Source organism: Rhodohalobacter sulfatireducens (genome assembly GCF_022012475.1).
Classification (GTDB): Bacteria; Bacteroidota; Rhodothermia; order Balneolales; family Balneolaceae; genus Rhodohalobacter; species Rhodohalobacter sulfatireducens.
This window is the reverse complement of the sequence record NZ_JAKLWS010000007.1, coordinates 14,472-31,553: the sequence shown is the minus strand read 5'-3', so window position 1 is coordinate 31,553 and position 17,082 is coordinate 14,472. Positions and strand designations below refer to the sequence as shown.

Below are 17,082 nucleotides of genomic sequence, written 5' to 3'. Positions count from 1 at the left end.
TGATTTCAGGTGTTTATTGCAGGTGCTTGATGGATGCTACAATAACAATAAAAATGCATTGCACCATCAAAAAAATAATGATTAAGATTTAGGTTTGAGAAGTTATGTTTTCTGAGTTTATCAAAAAAATTAAGGACTACAATCATATTGGGGTATTTTCGCATGTGCGACCTGATGGGGATTGTATTGGTGCGCAAGTTGCGATCAGTTTATGGCTGCAGAAAAATGACTTTCAGGTAACGGCATTTAACGAGGATGAAATTCCTCTAAACATGCAGTGGTTAATGAAAGCGGTGGATATTGAAACCCCAACAGAGGAAAAACTTGCCGAATGTGACCTTTTTGTCATGGTAGATGGCAATGCACTCCACCGCTTTGGAGAAATATCTGAATGGTTGGAAGATAAATCTCTTCCCATTTTTATGATTGATCACCATCCCAACCCCTCCGACGAGTTTGATATTACAATATCTGTAGATGATGCCTCCTCAACCTGTGAACTCATTTATGGACTGTATGAGGAGCACAGTCTTAGCCAACTGGATGAGGCTTCAGCGAAAGCGTTGTATACGGGGATTATTACGGATACCGGTTCACTTCAGTTCGAAAGTGTAACTCCGCGAACGGTGGCAATTGTTTCAGATCTACTTGCGAGAGGAGATTTTCGGCCAAATGAAGTCATTGAAGTGATCTACTCAAATAAAACACTTCCGCAGATGAAACTTCTGAGTATGGCGTTAGACACCATTCAGCTTTTTGAAGATAATCAAATTGCAGTGATGAGCGTTACAAAAGAGATGCTGGAAGAAACCGGTACTTCAAATGCCGATTGTGAGGGCTTTGTAAAATATCCTTTGAGCGTAGCAAATATTAAAGCCGCTATTCTTGTCAAAGATTTTCATGACGATGGGATACGAATCAGCCTTCGTTCAAGAAGTAATGTGGACGTTAATGTATGGGCAAAAGAGCTGGGTGGCGGTGGCCACAAAAAAGCAGCAGGTGCCTGGCACGAAGGGCCGCGGGAAAAAGCCATTGAAGAAATTGTTAAAATTGGAGCTAAACAGCTAAAAGATATTGAAACGACTACTGTTTTATAGTGGCTTGATTGTAAATCTGTTCCTATTCCTGGGATGTTCAAACCCGGAAGAAACAGCAGAAAACGCCGGCAATTCAGAAGAACAGCCCTTCTCAGCTGCTTACCTGGAAGGGAACCCGCCGGAAGAGATTATTGATGAACCTGATAATGATTCATCAGAAAATTTAGAATCAGTTACAGAAAGCCGATCGAATGCCATAACGAATGCTGTTGAAAAAGCAAATCCTGCAATTGTTAGTATTGCGGTGACCTCTTCCCGTAATTACCAATCTGCACAGGAGGAATTTTTCCGTTTCTTTTTTGGCGAGCCGCCGAGAGAACACAGCAGTATGGGGTCGGGTTTTTTAATTAGTGAAGATGGACTGGTAGTAACAAACCAGCACGTGGTGGGAAGAAATCCCAATGATATCACCATCTCTACAACCGACGGAGAATCTTACGATGCCGAGTTGATAGGGAGCGACGAGCTGACGGACATCGCCCTTCTTCGCATTCAGTCGGACCATGTATTCCCGTTTCTTGAATTTAGTGATTCTGATGAAATCATTGTTGGCGAATGGTCCATCGCTCTTGGGAATCCTTTCGGGTTGTTTAATGACGGAAAGCCAACCGTTACGGTTGGAGTGGTCAGTGCCATCAATCGCGATTTTCGCCCCGACCCAAACAACCCGCGTACCTACATCGATATGATTCAGACAGATGCAGCGATCAATCGCGGGAACTCCGGTGGGCCTTTATTGAACAGCAACGGTGAAGTGATAGGTATCAATACGTTTATCTATACCGGCGGGACCAGTTCGGGTTTTGTAGGCCTTGGCTTTGCCATTCCAAGCAATCGGGTTGAAAAAATAATTTCTCAACTGTTAACAAGCGGCAGTGTAGTTTTAGATTACGATCCCGGTATGGAGTTTACATCAATGACGGAACAGCTCGTATACCGCTATCGATTGCCATACGTAAGCGGACTTCTTGTAACCAGCGTGAACCGTAATGGCCCGGCTTATGAGTGTGGCATCATGCCCGGAGATATCATCGTTCGGATTGGTGAGGAGCGCGTTTCGAGTAAAATGCATGCAATGGCACTTCTTCGGGAATACGAGGAGGGCGACCATATGTATATTGAACTATTAAGAGATGGAGAACTTTATCAAACTGAAATGGCTCTGCGCCAGAAAGTGACTGCTGAATAGCTTTTTTGCCAGGCGAAGATTCTTGTTATTCAAAAAAAAGAAAAGCCGCGAAAACGGATTCAATACCATTCCACGGCTTTTACAGCTCTTGATCTCTTTTGTCCTTCAATTGATTGAAGGGGGTTATAGCCTCCTTCTTAATCAATAGTCACTTGTATGAACCGGATTTTCACAAAACCTTACAGAAAAATTTAAATTTTTTTTAAATAGGACCTCGGTGTAATTATTCAAGCAAACCCTGTCATTGCAAACATCTCCTTTTTAAGCCCGTTTAGTCTCCAATGGGTGCTAAAATATCAAATATGGTTGCATTCGTAGGTGTCGAGGTTAGAGATATCCTCACAATAATGAAGGGTTCTTCATCCGGTAGTTAAAATTTTGTTATTTTTGCCGTTATGCTCATAGAAAAAGAACATTCCCAAAAAACAGAGTACTTACTGGAAGTCCCCGAAGGTCAGCACTCTGATATTCGGCTCGACAAGTACATCACCTCCTTTATCCAAAATGCCAGCCGAACAAAGGTCCAAAAAGCGATCAAGAATGGGTACGTACTGGTAAACGGGAGTCATGAGAAATCATCATATATCATGCAGCCGGGGGATAAAATTGAGATTTCACTTCCTAAACCACCTCCACAGGAAGCCAAGCCTGAGAAGATGGATCTGAATATTGTGTATGAAGATGAGTACTTACTGTTGGTGAATAAAACGGCCGATATGGTAGTACATCCCGCCTATGGAAACTGGACAGGTACGCTTGTAAACGGGTTGTTGCACTACACAAATGAAAATTTATCCCTGACGGAGAAGGATACCGTTCGGCCGGGAATTGTTCATCGATTGGATAAAGATACGAGTGGACTTCTTGTAGTGGCAAAAGAGGATGAGACTCATAAAAAATTGTCAAAACAATTTGCGAAGAAAAAACCCGAGAGAAAATACTGGGCTATTGTTTGGGGAAATCCGCCGGATGAAGGAACCATCGAAGGAAATATAGGCCGCTCGCCAAGGGACCGAAAAATAATGACGGTATTAGAGGAGGGTGGCAAATCAGCTGTCACGCACTTCAAAAAGCTGGAAAGTTTCGACCACCTGGCCCTGCTTGAAATACAACTTGAAACAGGGCGGACGCATCAAATTCGCGTGCATATGCAGCATGCCGGCTATTACGTTTTTGGTGATCCAACCTACGGGGGTGATTCCGTTCGTTATGGTCCGAATACCGGTTCCAGAAAGAAAATGTTCCAAAATATGTTTGCCACCCTGGAGCGGCAAGCTCTGCATGCAAAAACGCTTGGGTTTAATCACCCCGCCACCGGCGAATTTGTAGAATTTAATTCTCCACTCCCTGCAGATTTTCAAAAAGTGTTAGAAAAACTGCGGCAAAATTGTAAACCCACTTCAAACTATGTCTGAGAAATCAAAAAAAATAAATATCGAAGTATTACTTGATGAGAATAATGTTCCGGAGGATATCAAATGGTCGGCTACCGACCTGCAGGGATATGATGAAGCAGTTTGCCGTGCCATGCTGCTCTCGTTATGGGATCACCGGAATAAAGATACCCTGCGGCTTGATCTGTGGACCAAGGATATGACCGTGGATGAGATGAAGATTTTTTTTCACCAAACACTTGTAACGATGGCAGATACGCTTGAAAATTCCACGAACGATTCACGAATCAGCGGCGACATGAGAGATTTTTGTGCCTATTTTGCCGAAAAAATGGAGATCGCTGAATAATATTTGGTTACAAGTCTAAAACTTAATGTTTAAGGTGATTGGTATGTAATCGACAAAATATCCTTTGAGAATTGTTTTATATTGGACTAGTTAAAATTGTGAGATGATCAAAAAATTTTCAGAAACCAAAACCAAAACCAGAAATCAGAAATTAGGAATCTGAATGCAGTATCTCGATTTTGAACAACCTATCGCGGAACTGGAGAAAAAAATTGATGAGCTGAATGAACTCTCCGTGGGCGATGAAGTCTTGACACCGGAGATCAACAGGCTTCGTAAGAAGGCCGATCAGCTGCGAGAATCAATATTTTCAAACCTTACCCGGTGGCAGCGGGTTCAGCTGGCCCGCCATCCGGAGCGCCCCTATACACTCGATTACATTGATTTGATGACCGACGAGTTCATCGAACTTCACGGAGACCGTTATCATGCGGATGATAAAGCGATGGTTGGCGGATTGGCAACCATTGACGGGCAATCAGTAATGATTATCGGCCATCAGAAAGGAAGAGATACAAAACAGCGGCAATATCGAAATTTTGGTATGGCCAATCCCGAAGGGTACAGGAAAGCTTACCGTTTGATGAAAACTGCTGAAAAGTTTGGCATTCCGGTTGTGACTCTGTTAGATACTCCCGGAGCCTATCCCGGACTTGAAGCAGAAGAAAGAGGCCAGGCAGAAGCGATTGCAAAAAATTTGAAATTGATGTCTGTACTGGAAGTTCCCATCATTTCTATTGTAATTGGCGAAGGTGCAAGCGGTGGGGCCATTGGTATTGGTGTAGGAAATGAAATTTACATGATGGAAAATACCTGGTACTCGGTAATTTCACCTGAGTCCTGTTCCTCTATTTTGTGGAAAACCTGGGAATACAAAGAACAGGCAGCATCCGCCTTGAAACTCACGGCCAAAGATCTTCTTGAGATGAAAATTATTGATGGCGTGATAAAAGAGCCTCTTGGTGGTGCTCACCGTGATTTTGAAAAATCGGCACAGGCTGTAAAAGAGCAGATTCTGAAAAGCCTCAAAAGGCTCAATAAGATGAAACCTGCCGAACTGATCGATCACCGCATTGAAAAATATTCGGTCATGGGAGTCTGGCTTGAAGCCGATCAAAATTCCTGATTTCAGATCATGATCCGGTTTCCAGAAACCAAACCGATTATACGTTTCAATTACGAACTGCGAAGCCGCTATGGTGAGACAGATCAGATGGGATACGTTTATTACGGCCGGTATCTCGAATATTTTGAAGTGGCACGGACCGAGATGATTCGTTCGCTTGGGATACCTTATTCCCGCCTGGAAGAGGATGGTTTTATGCTTCCGGTTGTCTATGCGCAGTTGGAATACAAAGCCCCAATTCATTACGATGAGTTGATGACCATAGAGGTTTCTGTTTTTGAAAAACCGATGGTACGACTGGATACATTTTACCGTGTATTAACCTCCAGGTTGGAAAAACCGCACGTTTTGGGTCAGGTAACGCTTTGCTTTACGGATACGGAAAATCGAAGGCCTTGCAGGGCACCCGATTATTTTAACGATTTGATAGATCAACAGTCGTGATGGCCTATGAAGAATGCAATGAGTTATTGGCTGCTTTTGGGTGGCCTGACAATTATGTTGGTTTTATCACTTGGCGGGGGGCTGTGGGGGGCAGAACAAAGTATCGGTCATTGGACCGGAAAGTTATTCGAAAATGTTTGCCATCAAGACCCCCTGCGATCATTGACTGTGAATGGAACTCCGATGGCTGTAAACAGTCGCTGCTTCGGAATTTTTTCAGGGCTTTGGATGGGCTGGCTGGCTATCCCCATAATCATTCGTTTTAGCCTGAAAAAACTTTGGACAAACTGGTTTCTTTTGCTTGCAGTGATGCTTCAAATCATCGATTATATGGGCAACCATATTTTATGGGAAAACAATAATGCCTCAAGAGTCGTATTGGGTTTACTGTTGGGGGCAGCAGTCGCCATTTTTTTATCAGATTTCTTTCAAACTAAAAAAATAAGGGTTAATCATGAACGAGGAAGAAAATACACAAGCACTCTCATTTAGTGACTATTTACCATCTGTAGGAATTGTCGGCGTAATTTTCGCCTTGGTAAGCTTTGTAATTGGACTGTTTTTTGGCTATCAGCAGATCAATTCAGAGCCCTCAGGTTCATTCATGTCACCTATGATGTTTAGCGGAGTTGTAATCTGCCTGGTATCGGCTCTTGCGGGCTTGCTTGCCGTTTGGCATTTTACCAGGGAAGTTACACCCTATATGACCCTGGGACAGGGAGCACTTATCGGTTTTCTCACCGGCGCCGTAATTGTTTTGTTTAGTGTAGTATTGAGTGAACTATGGATTCTTATTTTCGATCCCGACTATACAACGAAAATGATGGATGCTGCCATCGCCAATATCGAAGCGATGGAGATGCCGGAGGCAAACAAACAGCAGATGATTGATGCTGTTGCCGATTCAATGGCAGGAGGGCAGTCCATCTGGCAGCAAATTTTTTGGGGAGTTCCCATTACCGGCCTTATTAACTTGGTTACCGGCCTTATAGGGGTAAAAGTCTTTGCTGAAAAGAAAGAAGAGACATTTTAAATATCACGTATGAACCAAACTTCTGAACCATCTGAAGAATACTCATTTACCCCCACTGTCGTTCGTTCCTGGGCTGAAAAGAACGGTTTTGCCCATTGGGTTATCGCTCTGATTTGGTTGGTCGTAGTGTTAATCCTGTTCCAGGTAGTGGCGGGAATAGTTTTTGTCGGTTTGATTATGGTCACCAGCGGGGAGATTGACCCGGCTAATACTATGGCCTCAGTAACCGAGAATATCGATTTGCTCTTCATTGGAAACTCAATCGGACAAATCCTATTTCTCGGTCTCGCTACGTTTATAGTTGTCCGTTTTAATATTGGGAGTGAAAGCAAACGATCCTTTCTGAGAATCAAGTGGAATAACCAGGTTATAAAATATTTGTTGATGGGTGGATTGCTTATCGTCGTCATTCAACCCGTAATTATCTATCTCGGATACCTGAATTCGTTAATTCCTCTGCCGGAGATGTTTAGTGATTTACAGGTTTCACAGTACGAAATGATCGAAGATTTTCTGAGCACAGATGGTATCATATGGTTTGGATTGCTGAATATTGCGCTCGTTCCGGCCATTTGTGAAGAGATCCTGTTCCGGGGATATATTTTACGAGCCTTTGAAAAAAGCTGGGGCCCTATTCTTGCCGTCATAATTTCGGGTTTAATATTTGGAATGTTTCACATCCAGCTTGGGAATATTTTGCCACTTGCAACACTTGGAGTTGTACTTGCACTGATGACTTGGCTGAGCGGTACGATTTGGCCGGCCGTAGTTGCCCATTTTATTAACAATGGTGCAGCGGTTTTAGTCGGATCGCAATACCCGGAACTTCTTTTCCAGGAGATGACAGCCGAAACTCTGCCGCCTGTTTGGGTACTTGTGGGAAGTATTATTTTTACGTTTTCAATCGTTTATTGGATGATTAACAAATCGAAGCAGCTGAAATAGGACGGTAGTTCATGTTAAGAGGATCGGAACCGAATAAAATCAATAATTGGGTTTGCGTACTGGAGAGAGGTACGGAGTATGAAGTGGAGCTTGCCAAAAACTATCTTTCAAACCTGAAAATACCATCCAATATCCTTTCGAAAAGGGACTCATCCTACAGCCTGAATTTTGGTGAAATGTCGATGGTATATCTTTATGTGCCTAAAGAGTTTGAAAAGAAAGCAAGAAAAGCGTTGGCTGACCTGAACGAGCAGGAAGACGATTTCGACTGGAATGAAAACGAGGCGGATTGAAGGAACTAACCAAAAGAGTTCTCTTTGCTGTTCCGGCTGCGGCGGTCATGCTGTACATAACATGGGTGGGAGGACTGGCTTTTGAAATTTTATTTGCAGCTATCGCTCTCCTTACTACCTGGGAAATACACCGAATTTTCAAGAAAACAAACGACAGCGATCTGTTTATCCTATCATTGGTAATTGCAGTGCTTGTTTGGTTTTTTGGGGATCTGCCCGATTGGAGTTTGGTTGTAATTACATTGGTTGTTTTGCTCTTGTCAGTTGCTGCTTTTTTTGTTGAATGGGGAGAATTTCAGAGAAAATTATTTACCACCCTGTTTACCGGTATTTATGCACCGGCAGGTTTTTTGATGATTGTAAATGTCCGCGAAATGGGGATTGGACAGGATGGTTTCTGGTTGATCCTCTCGTTCTTTCTGATGATATGGGGGAATGATGTGTTTGCGTATTTTGGAGGCAAAACATGGGGCAAAACACCGCTGGCTCCAAATATCAGCCCAAATAAAACTTTAGAAGGTTTTTGGTTCGGGTTTTTAGGATCTGCTGTAGGATTCTTCATTGCTTATGGAATTGCCGGATCTTTCCCGCTGGCTCTTTGGGTGGTAATTCCTGCTGTGATTGCAGTAGGGGTTTTGGGACCATTGGGGGATTTAGCTGAAAGTCGTTTGAAACGGCAGGCAAATATCAAAGATTCTTCAAAGATTATACCTGGCCATGGAGGGTTTTTTGATCGTTTTGATTCGATGATTCTCACCGCACCTGTTATCTATTTCCTCTTTTATTTGTTGATTTAGATATTTGTTGAATGGATTGATTTGGAAGAAAGAGATGTTATTTAAATATGGAACCAAAAAATATAGTAATTACCGGCGGAACTGGATTTATAGGCTCAGCTCTCTGTAGTGAGCTTCTGAAGCAAGGGCATTTTATCTCCATCGTTACTCGTTCTCCAGATAAGTATTCAAAAGAGCAATCAAAAAATCTGAAATATATTAGTTGGGATGATAATCTGTCAGGAGCGATGGCTGAATCGGATGTTGTTATCAATCTCGTTGGCGAAAGTCTATTTGGCAAAAGGTGGACGGAAAGTGTAAAAAAATCGATTTACAACAGCCGGATAGAGTCTACGAAACAACTTGTAACGGCGATGAAAGAAGCAGGATCAAAGCCGGAACTGTTTATTTCGGCCTCAGCAGTGGGTATCTATGGAGACAATGGCGATAAACTGCTGGATGAATCCTCTTCTTTGGGCGATGATTTCCTGGCCCATGTTTGTAAAGATTGGGAAGAAGAATCCAGGAAAGCGGAAGATTTGGGCATACGTGTAGTAAATCCGCGTATTGGAATAGTACTTGAAAAAAACGGTGGATTTCTCCAAATCATGAAATTGCCTTTCCTCTTTTTTGTGGGAGGGCCCATTGGAGACGGTAAACAATTTTTGCCATGGATTCATATGGACGACCTGGTCCGTGCTTTAATTTACCCGATTGATGAAAAGGAATTGACCGGGGCATATAATGTTTGCTCTCCCGAGCCTGAGCCCATGAATCGCGTAGCCGATGCATTAGGGAATGTATTAAATCGCCCGTCGTTTTTCCGGGTTCCGGAATTTGTTATGCGAACTCTCCTGGGTGAGGCGGCAGAACCAACACTTTCGAGTTTGAATGTTCAGCCTAAGGTTCTGCAAATTTCAGGATTTGAATTTAAGTTTGAAGACCTGGAAGAGGCGTTGGCTGATATTTTCTAACTTTTATTCAGAGCTAATCCGCTCGGTGAAGTTAATCGTCCAGCATTGTAACCCTTCACGAGTTCTGGCTATTATTTCCTGTCGCCCATTTCCAAGAAAATCGCTGATAACCGGGTAGCTCATTCCGGCAGTTGGAAGTTCGCTGTGCCGTTCACCGCTCAGAATATCCCACGCATAGAGTCTGCCAAAATCAGCCAGGGCAATCAGATCCTCACGTTGGTCTCCATCAAGATCTTGAATAAGCGGTGGAGTGGTAGCCGAAGAGGGCTGACCCATCGACTGTGTAAATTGAAGCTGACCGGTTTCATCATACAAAAACAGAGACCCGTTGGTAGCCTGGAGAAGTATCAGGTTTCTCTGAACCAGACCTCCCTCTTCTGTTGGTATCGTTGTTTCGAAGTGAGAGGGCGTTGAATTCAGGCTGCTATTCGTGACCTGTAAAGTTTGAATAATCAGAGAGTCGGATGATACAAGATTCGATAGGGAATCAGAAAAGAAAGGTGAGAGGCCTATGCTATACACGTTTCCGTTCAGCCCGGAGCCGAGGATGGTGTTGTTGTAATTGTAAGGGGAACCTTGAACCTGTGATGTTAAGAATACCGGGTAATTTTCTCTGAGCTCACCATTTACGTTCCATGCATGCAATGTGTTTTCTGAATAGGCAAACATGGATTTTTGATTATTGATTTCTGCAATCAAAGGACTTGATTCCACAACTGAGTTAGTGGATTGAGGCCAGCCTTGAATCGACTGCCCACGGGCGTTCAAAATGTGCATGTTGCGATCTGCCGTTGCCACAATAATTTCTGCAATTCCATTGCCGGTGATATCGGTAATGGTTAACGGAGTTGAAATATCTTCATCAAGCCGGATAGGAAAGTTCGGCAAAATAGTACCGGATTGATTCCAGGCATATACCTTATTTCCGGCTGCCTGCATGATGATATTTTGATTATTACCATACCAGTCAAACACAACAGGGGCCCCGATTGGAACATCATTCTCTGTGGAAGCCTGGAGGATTGCTGTTCCGTCCATAGCCAGTGCGTAGATATACCCGTTTTCAGTTGAGAAGATCACTTCATTGCTTGGCCCGCCGGTGATGTCTGCCAATACCGGTTCCCCACTTATTTCAGCTCCATTCAGCGGGAAAACCCATTGATCGGTGTACGGGCTGGATTCCGTTTCCTGCTCAAAAGAGGTTAGTCGTACATCCACAGTATTGGTTCCCGGTTCAAGTCGTGTGGATATTACAAATTCGTCGAGATTACCGAGAATGGTTCCGATATAATTTTGAGGAAAAAGCCAGGGTTGAATGTAGGTGCCAAAATCAGCCGCATTAATGTAGTGAATAGAGCTGAGTGGATTTGGAAGCGAATTTCGAATGGTGGCATAACCGTTATCATAATAGATAACTCTCCTGCGTGTGGCATCTCCGCCGATACTTTCAGCAAGGCCTTTTCTTTGAGCTATCGCCGCAACGTCTTCATAAACTGTAATATAAAAATCATCAATAGGGAATATATCAGAACCAAAAAGTTTGCCCAGCAGGTAACTGTTTACGAAATAGGTGGCTTCATCTTTAATTACAATTTCTTGTTCAGCCAGCCGGTCGAGTGCAGATCGAACCGAACTGGAATCCTGAATGGTTCGAAGGAACAGGTATTCGCTTTCGCTGGACGGACCGGAATTGGCAAAGGAAACAAAGGCAACTTCATCTCCAATGTTTTGTTGAATCGTATGCCAGTCTCTCGGGGTTGATTGAAGATATTGGTCGAGTTCAAGCTCGGATTGAAAGCTTTCCTCAGCTGTTTGTAAAACCTGTTGATCGACCCGGAAAATGCTGAATGCTGCGGCGTTGACAGGTATATATCGATCGAGAGAGAAACCGGTTGCAGGCTGCGTGATGTATCGAACAAGTGAAGAAGTACTGTCTTGAAGTTCCATTGCACCCTGCAATTGCCACTGGAATTCTTCTGTATCGGCTTGCAACGGCCGAAACGATATGGGGGAAGATCCTGCAAAAATATCTTTTAGAAAAGGCCTGAAAAGCACCTGAGAAACCTGTTGAACCCACTCGTCCATACTTTCTGTATTCATAATGATGGCGCCGGGTGAAAGTTGGTTGTCTTGCAACGGCATCACAGCTTCAGCTCCGCTCAGGGTGCGTATTACACTTTCAATGCTAAAGCTTGACTGAGAAAACAGGGTCCATTGTTCAAAACTAACCATGAATAAAATTCTCTCATCAAAAAAGAGTTTTTCAATTGTAAATCCTTTAAAATCATATTGGTTTTGTTGATAGCTCTCCTGGTAGATTCCAGCCAGCGATTCGGGGAGCCCATTTACCGTCCGTGTAATCCATACGGGCTGCCAGTTGTTTGAGCTGCTTGGGTGCAGTAATAAAGCCTCAACAGGAATTTGTTGATCTGTATGTTCCTGGATATTAGTAATGAGCTGCATAGCTGAGGGTGTAATATCATCCATCAGGGGAGCAAACGGTTCAGCTAATACCTGGTTGATTGTACCGTCCGTACCTGGAACCATTACTACAAACGTTGACTCCGGTACGAACTCAGACCAATGTTCTGTGGTTGGTTGGGTACAGGATGTGATGAGCAGAGCAACGAATAGAGATAATAAAGTCAGTCTTTTTTTGCGAGCCACCGTCAATCGAATAATAAGTTTGTTAGGGATGGGTTATTACCATAGCTTAATTACGCTCTGGCAGATTTGTTCCAATTTTGTGTGTACCAAGGTAAAAACTTTTCAGTAAATGAGCTTTCTTAATCCTTTTTTTCTATTTGCACTTCTTACAGTGGCAGTTCCTTTGTTGATCTACCTGCTTAACGTAAGAAAACCTAAAAAAGTGAGATTTTCGACTCTCGCTTTTTTTGATTCGTTAAAATCCACTGCTTTAAAACGGATTCGAATTAAAAGATGGTTGCTTCTGGCAATCCGCTGTTTGGCAATTTTGGCTCTTGTGCTCGCTGCATCTCGTCCCTTTTTACCTCCCGAGTATGGATGGTCAAGCAACAATCAGCCTAAAGCGATAGGAATTTTGATAGATAATAGTCCTACGATGAATCGGGTAGATCGAAATGGACCCTATAGCGAGCAGGCAAAGAACGCTGTTCGGGATATCCTATCGATTGCAGGAGATGATGACCGAATACTGATGGATGTAACCAATGGCGGTTCACTGAATGTGCCTCTCATTTCACAAAGAGCCGCACTTAATCGACTGGAAGACATTGGAACTGTAAATGCAGGAAACTATCTGGCAGACCGGCTTCAATCGGTGGCTGAGCGATTGATGGAAGCGGACCAACCCAATAAAATTCTTTACCTGATTACCGACGGGCAAGAGTCGCAATTCTCTGAATTTGAGGAAAGTGAGTCGGTTATTGAAGAAATCAATGTACAGGTGTTGACGGTTGGGAGCGGAGATGCACTCAATCTTGGGTATGAAAGTGTTGAGATTGAATATGGCGGGATGTCTCAATCTGGGAATGTGCAGTTGCGGGCAAATGTACTGAATGAAGGAAATCAAACTGCTGCAAATCAATTCATTAATCTTTATCAGGGGGGTGAGCTTATTACGCAGCAGGCATTTGATTTGAATGCCGGATCATCCCGGGAGTTTTTGTTTGATCTGCCCGTCGGGAACCAGGATTCACTTCGGGTTGAGCTTTTTCTTGAAGGAGACGAACTATCGTTTGATAATCGCTATTACGCCGCCATTGAGCTTCCCGATGAAAAAAATATTCTCGTTTTCAATCAACAACCGGAGACGGCAGATTTCCAGTCCTACCTTCTTCCGATGTTGGAAATTGCGTCGGATGAGTCCGGGAGGATGAATATTCAGTTTGCAAATATTAACAACTTCCAGGTTTCGGAGCTTAATCAATATGATGCCGTCATTCTGGATGGCATTCGCCGGGTTCCGGATTATCTGTCTGAGCCGCTGACCGATCATGTTCAGGCCGGGGCCGGCTTGTTGTTCATGCCTGCTGCCAACGGTGATGTTACCAGTTACAACAGGCTTTTGAATTTCAGCAATGCAGGGCGGTATTCGAATGTCATAGGAAGTTATGGTTCATTTGAACCGGTAGATCGAATGGCGGAGCCGGCAGAAGGTCACCCGATTATGGATCAGATGTTTGAAAAGCCGGAGGATGAGGAGATAAGACTGAATGTGCCAGAACTATTTTATTACTACGAGATTGCGATGGGCAATCAGTCATCGGGATTTTCTATCCTTCAAACACGAACAGGAAATCCACTCTTGGTTGAAAACAGGGTTGGAAGCGGCAAGATGATCTATTCGGCGATTGGGAGCGATCCGGGGTGGTCGAACTTTCCGGTGAAGCCATTCTTTGCCCCATTATTCTACAGAACTCTCGATTATCTTGTGCAGGGAGAAGATGCAACACTACAAGTGCATGAATTGGGTGCACCTTTCCTGGCTGAATTGAATGAGAACTCCGAAAGTATCCAACTGGTAAAAGATGATGAAATAATACTTCCGGAAATACAACAAACATTCCAGGGGGCTCGTGTGACCTACCACGCAACTGAGTGGGAACCGGGTTGGCTGACACTGCAATCAAATAATCAAACAATATTATTTTCGGTAAATCAGAATGCAATGGAATCCATATTGGGTTCGTTGAATGAAGACCAACTGACAGAAAGTATTGGTACACTTTTTAGCAATGTGTATGTCGTTGAAGGTGGTGTAGACAATGCACAGCTGGAAAACGAACTCGAATTAGCATCTTTTGGGCGAGAAATCTGGTATTGGTTTGTTTTAATTGCAATCATTTTATTACTATTGGAATTATTAGTCTCCAGATACTTTAAAGCAGAAACTTTTGAATGAATATCTCAACTGACATCCATAGCCTCTTTGTACTACTTCTCGCTATGTTTACGCTGGGGGCAACATTTCTTGCTGCTTACACGACAGCCAATGCTATTCGACTTAGAAACATCCGTTTGAGCTGGCGTTCGGGAAAGCTGAAAGGCTACCCGCTGTTTTCAACTTTGTTTTTGGGGTTCGCCGGATTGGTCAGCACCATAGTTTATTCCTTCGAAATCAGCCAGGTGTACACGGTGCTTGGCTGTTACAGCTGGATGGGAGTCTGCTGGTTTATGTCGAGTTACTTTACCAACAAGTCGTACATAACCGATCATGGAATTGTAAAAAATATCAATGATCCGTCTCAAACAATCGCATGGCACCAGATCAGTGATTATGTAGAGAAACCGTCTTCTAAAGGGTCTGAATATATTTTTATCTATCGTGAACCATCAGAGAGTATAAAACGTACGAAACTCATTCGCCTTGAACTCTTTGTACCCGACAGGAATATCCATAAATTTAATAAGATTATCGATCTGAAGATCGGCAAGACAATGACCCCGGTTGCTGACTCCTCTTTCGATTTCAAGGCATTTGAATAAAAAAGATCAATAAAAGGACTTTATAGCTTGTTAGAAGAGATTAGAAAACCCTCGCTCGAAAAAGAAAGGGCCGTATTGGTAGGCCTTTTTGGCCCCGATACTCCTCGTTGGCTGGCAGAGGAATACCTGGATGAGCTTATGTTATTGGCTGATACAGCCGGTGCAAGTACGGTTCATAAGGAGCTGCAAAATCGACCCCACCCGGATCCGTCCACCTATGTCGGTACAGGAAAAGTGAAACAATTGAAACAGATCTGTGGGGATAAAAACGCCGACCTTATAATATTTGATGACGACCTGACCGCAACTCAGATCCGTAATGTGGAAAAGATAGCCAAGGTTAAAGTACTGGACAGAAGCGGTTTGATACTTGATATATTTGCATCCCGTGCTAAAACGGCAGCAGCGAAGACGCAGGTTGAATTGGCTCAACTGCAATACCTGCTTCCAAGATTGACAAGATTTTGGACTCACCTCTCCCGACAGAAAGGGGGTATTGGAACAAAAGGACCCGGTGAAACACAGATTGAGACAGACAGGCGCTTGATTGGAAAAAGAATTACAACACTCAAAGAGAAACTGGAGAAGTTAGACAGGCAGCGAACTACACAGCGAAAAGGCCGTGAAAATAACACGCGGGTTTCATTGGTTGGTTACACCAACGCCGGGAAATCAACACTGATGAATGCCTTGACTGAAACCAATGTACTGGCCGAAGACAGGCTTTTTGCCACGCTTGATTCAACAGTACGTCGGCTTGAGCTCGAAAATCATGAGGTACTTCTTTCAGACACGGTCGGGTTTATCCGAAAACTGCCGCACGATTTGATTGAAAGTTTTAAATCGACCCTTGACGAAGTTCGAGAAGCAGATGTTTTGCTGCATGTAGTTGATGCGTCCAGCCGGCTCCTTGATGATTATATAGAAGTCGTGAATGATACTCTCGAAGAGATGGGGATCCATCAGTCTAAAAAAATGCTGGTTTTTAATAAAATAGATCTTGTTGAGCCGGAAAAATTGGTTGGATTAAAGAAAGAGTTTTCTGATGCTATTTTTGTATCCGCCTACCGGGGAATTGGGCTTGGGAAGCTGGAAAAGAAACTGGAAGAATTGATTGAAGAAGATTACGTCGATTTTTCTTACAATGTACCGATGTCGCATTACAAAGCCGTGGCATACTTACACGAGGTTGCTGTGGTCAATAAAGAACAATATGAAGGCAATCACGTTTCAATAGCAGGTAGCACATCGAAAGCAGATCGCGATCGATTTGAATCGATGCTCGCTGACATTAAATAATATTATAAAACCGTGTTAGCAAAAGACCTTTTAAATACCGATTTCAAACCTCTTGAGCCATCGAGCACAATTTCTGCAGCTTTGGCAAAAATGGATGCGTGGCAAACTTCAAATATTCCAATTGTAGAACCCACTACAAAGAAAAACATTGGACATATTCTGTTTGATGATATTTCTGACATTACAGATGAGCAGCAAACAATTTCTTCGCTCGAGCTTCGGCAACCCGTTTACGCACTCAAAGAACAACATGTATTTGAAGTGGCCCGGCAGATGTTACAACACGAAGTTAGACTGTTGCCCGTAGTAGATTCTTCAGAGACCTATTTGGGAGTCATTGAAAAGAAACAGGTTCTCGAGGCACTTTCAACAATGCTGAATATTGCTACAGCCGGATCAACTATTACTGTAGAAATTCCACAGTCCGATTTTACGATCTCGGAACTGGTTCACCTGATTGAAACGGAAGGAGCTAAAATCCTTGGATTAACGGTAGAACAACCGGTGGATTTTGAAGAGTCATTGCGAGTGTCGCTCAAAATTAGTCACGAGGATACATCTGCTGTGATATCTTCGCTGCAGCGCCATGGCTATATTACAACCACTGCGAATCGCAACGACCAGATGCAAGTTGACCTTTCCACCCGCGCTGATGAACTTTTACGCTACCTGGATGTATAAACAAAAAAAGCTC

The 17,082-nt window shown here is 43.3% G+C and carries 17 protein-coding genes; 16 read left to right on the top strand and 1 reads right to left on the bottom strand.

Annotated features, from left to right (window positions below; translation table 11 throughout):
* The first annotated feature begins 104 nt into the window (after positions 1-104).
* The 12 genes from L6773_RS07480 to L6773_RS07425 all read left to right on the top strand — a co-directional run bounded on the left by L6773_RS07480 (position 105) and on the right by L6773_RS07425 (position 9,620).
* The gene (locus L6773_RS07480) at positions 105-1,097 is read left to right on the top strand and encodes a DHH family phosphoesterase (RefSeq protein ID WP_237853246.1); all 993 of its coding nucleotides are present in this window, start codon (positions 105-107) and stop codon (positions 1,095-1,097) included.
* Complete coding sequence (locus L6773_RS07475; protein WP_237853245.1) at positions 1,075-2,286, top strand: S1C family serine protease; 1,212 nt, start codon at positions 1,075-1,077, stop codon at positions 2,284-2,286. Before L6773_RS07480 ends, L6773_RS07475 begins: the two co-directional genes overlap by 23 nt.
* Positions 2,287-2,681: 395 nt before the next feature.
* Positions 2,682-3,701: an RluA family pseudouridine synthase gene (locus L6773_RS07470; protein WP_237853244.1), complete on the top strand. Its 1,020-nt coding sequence runs from the start codon at positions 2,682-2,684 to the stop codon at positions 3,699-3,701.
* A complete protein-coding gene (gldC, locus tag L6773_RS07465) occupies positions 3,694-4,029 on the top strand; it encodes a gliding motility protein GldC (RefSeq protein WP_237853243.1) in 336 nt (111 codons plus the stop codon). The genes L6773_RS07470 and gldC overlap by 8 nt, the downstream gene beginning before the upstream one ends.
* Before the next feature lie 163 nt (positions 4,030-4,192).
* Entirely contained in the window at positions 4,193-5,155 is a 963-nt protein-coding gene (locus L6773_RS07460) for an acetyl-CoA carboxylase carboxyltransferase subunit alpha (protein WP_237853242.1), read from the top strand.
* A 9-nt stretch (positions 5,156-5,164) separates the two neighbouring features.
* Positions 5,165-5,599: an acyl-CoA thioesterase gene (locus L6773_RS07455; protein ID WP_237853241.1), complete on the top strand. Its 435-nt coding sequence runs from the start codon at positions 5,165-5,167 to the stop codon at positions 5,597-5,599.
* A 6-nt stretch (positions 5,600-5,605) separates the two neighbouring features.
* Positions 5,606-6,091 (top strand): DUF2085 domain-containing protein, encoded by a 486-nt coding sequence (locus tag L6773_RS07450; RefSeq protein WP_237853240.1) that lies wholly within the window; start codon positions 5,606-5,608, stop codon positions 6,089-6,091.
* On the top strand, positions 6,054-6,632 hold the full coding sequence (locus tag L6773_RS07445) for a DUF4199 domain-containing protein (protein ID WP_237853239.1): 579 nt from the start codon (positions 6,054-6,056) through the stop codon (positions 6,630-6,632). The genes L6773_RS07450 and L6773_RS07445 overlap by 38 nt, the downstream gene beginning before the upstream one ends.
* Before the next feature lie 9 nt (positions 6,633-6,641).
* On the top strand, positions 6,642-7,577 hold the full coding sequence (locus L6773_RS07440; protein WP_237853238.1) for a type II CAAX endopeptidase family protein: 936 nt from the start codon (positions 6,642-6,644) through the stop codon (positions 7,575-7,577).
* A gap of 11 nt (positions 7,578-7,588) precedes the next feature.
* Positions 7,589-7,870 (top strand): hypothetical protein, encoded by a 282-nt coding sequence (locus L6773_RS07435; RefSeq protein ID WP_237853237.1) that lies wholly within the window; start codon positions 7,589-7,591, stop codon positions 7,868-7,870.
* Positions 7,867-8,667, top strand: a complete 801-nt coding sequence (locus L6773_RS07430) for a phosphatidate cytidylyltransferase (protein ID WP_237853236.1) — start codon at positions 7,867-7,869, stop codon at positions 8,665-8,667. The genes L6773_RS07435 and L6773_RS07430 overlap by 4 nt, the downstream gene beginning before the upstream one ends.
* A gap of 47 nt (positions 8,668-8,714) precedes the next feature.
* Positions 8,715-9,620, top strand: a complete 906-nt coding sequence (locus L6773_RS07425) for a TIGR01777 family oxidoreductase (protein ID WP_237853235.1) — start codon at positions 8,715-8,717, stop codon at positions 9,618-9,620.
* A 3-nt stretch (positions 9,621-9,623) separates the two neighbouring features.
* Here L6773_RS07425 and L6773_RS07420 read toward each other — a convergent pair whose 3' ends face one another.
* Positions 9,624-12,287: a hypothetical protein gene (locus L6773_RS07420; protein ID WP_237853234.1), complete on the bottom strand. Its 2,664-nt coding sequence runs from the start codon at positions 12,285-12,287 to the stop codon at positions 9,624-9,626.
* 109 nt (positions 12,288-12,396) lie between these two features.
* Here L6773_RS07420 and L6773_RS07415 point away from each other — a divergent pair, with 109 nt between their 5' ends.
* From L6773_RS07415 to L6773_RS07400, 4 genes are read left to right on the top strand one after another with little or no spacing between them, the layout of a single operon-like run.
* On the top strand, positions 12,397-14,505 hold the full coding sequence (locus tag L6773_RS07415) for a vWA domain-containing protein (RefSeq protein ID WP_237853233.1): 2,109 nt from the start codon (positions 12,397-12,399) through the stop codon (positions 14,503-14,505).
* On the top strand, positions 14,502-15,089 hold the full coding sequence (locus L6773_RS07410; protein ID WP_237853232.1) for a hypothetical protein: 588 nt from the start codon (positions 14,502-14,504) through the stop codon (positions 15,087-15,089). The genes L6773_RS07415 and L6773_RS07410 overlap by 4 nt, the downstream gene beginning before the upstream one ends.
* A 27-nt stretch (positions 15,090-15,116) precedes the next feature.
* Complete coding sequence (gene hflX, locus L6773_RS07405) at positions 15,117-16,388, top strand: GTPase HflX (protein ID WP_237853231.1); 1,272 nt, start codon at positions 15,117-15,119, stop codon at positions 16,386-16,388.
* Between the two features lie 12 nt (positions 16,389-16,400).
* Entirely contained in the window at positions 16,401-17,069 is a 669-nt protein-coding gene (locus tag L6773_RS07400) for a CBS domain-containing protein (RefSeq protein WP_237853230.1), read from the top strand.
* Positions 17,070-17,082: the final 13 nt, after the last annotated feature.

Excerpts from the sequence above, each read along its gene's own strand:
- L6773_RS07480 (WP_237853246.1), top strand. The coding sequence starts at position 105 with ATGTTTTCTGAGTTTATCAAAAAAATTAAGGACTACAATCATATTGGG.
- L6773_RS07470 (WP_237853244.1), top strand. The coding sequence starts at position 2,682 with ATGCTCATAGAAAAAGAACATTCCCAAAAAACAGAGTACTTACTGGAA.
- gldC (WP_237853243.1), top strand. The coding sequence starts at position 3,694 with ATGTCTGAGAAATCAAAAAAAATAAATATCGAAGTATTACTTGATGAG.
- L6773_RS07460 (WP_237853242.1), top strand. The coding sequence starts at position 4,193 with ATGCAGTATCTCGATTTTGAACAACCTATCGCGGAACTGGAGAAAAAA.
- L6773_RS07455 (WP_237853241.1), top strand. The coding sequence starts at position 5,165 with ATGATCCGGTTTCCAGAAACCAAACCGATTATACGTTTCAATTACGAA.
- L6773_RS07450 (WP_237853240.1), top strand. The coding sequence starts at position 5,606 with ATGAAGAATGCAATGAGTTATTGGCTGCTTTTGGGTGGCCTGACAATT.
- L6773_RS07445 (WP_237853239.1), top strand. The coding sequence starts at position 6,054 with ATGAACGAGGAAGAAAATACACAAGCACTCTCATTTAGTGACTATTTA.
- L6773_RS07440 (WP_237853238.1), top strand. The coding sequence starts at position 6,642 with ATGAACCAAACTTCTGAACCATCTGAAGAATACTCATTTACCCCCACT.
- L6773_RS07435 (WP_237853237.1), top strand. The coding sequence starts at position 7,589 with ATGTTAAGAGGATCGGAACCGAATAAAATCAATAATTGGGTTTGCGTA.
- L6773_RS07425 (WP_237853235.1), top strand. The coding sequence starts at position 8,715 with ATGGAACCAAAAAATATAGTAATTACCGGCGGAACTGGATTTATAGGC.
- L6773_RS07415 (WP_237853233.1), top strand. The coding sequence starts at position 12,397 with ATGAGCTTTCTTAATCCTTTTTTTCTATTTGCACTTCTTACAGTGGCA.
- L6773_RS07410 (WP_237853232.1), top strand. The coding sequence starts at position 14,502 with ATGAATATCTCAACTGACATCCATAGCCTCTTTGTACTACTTCTCGCT.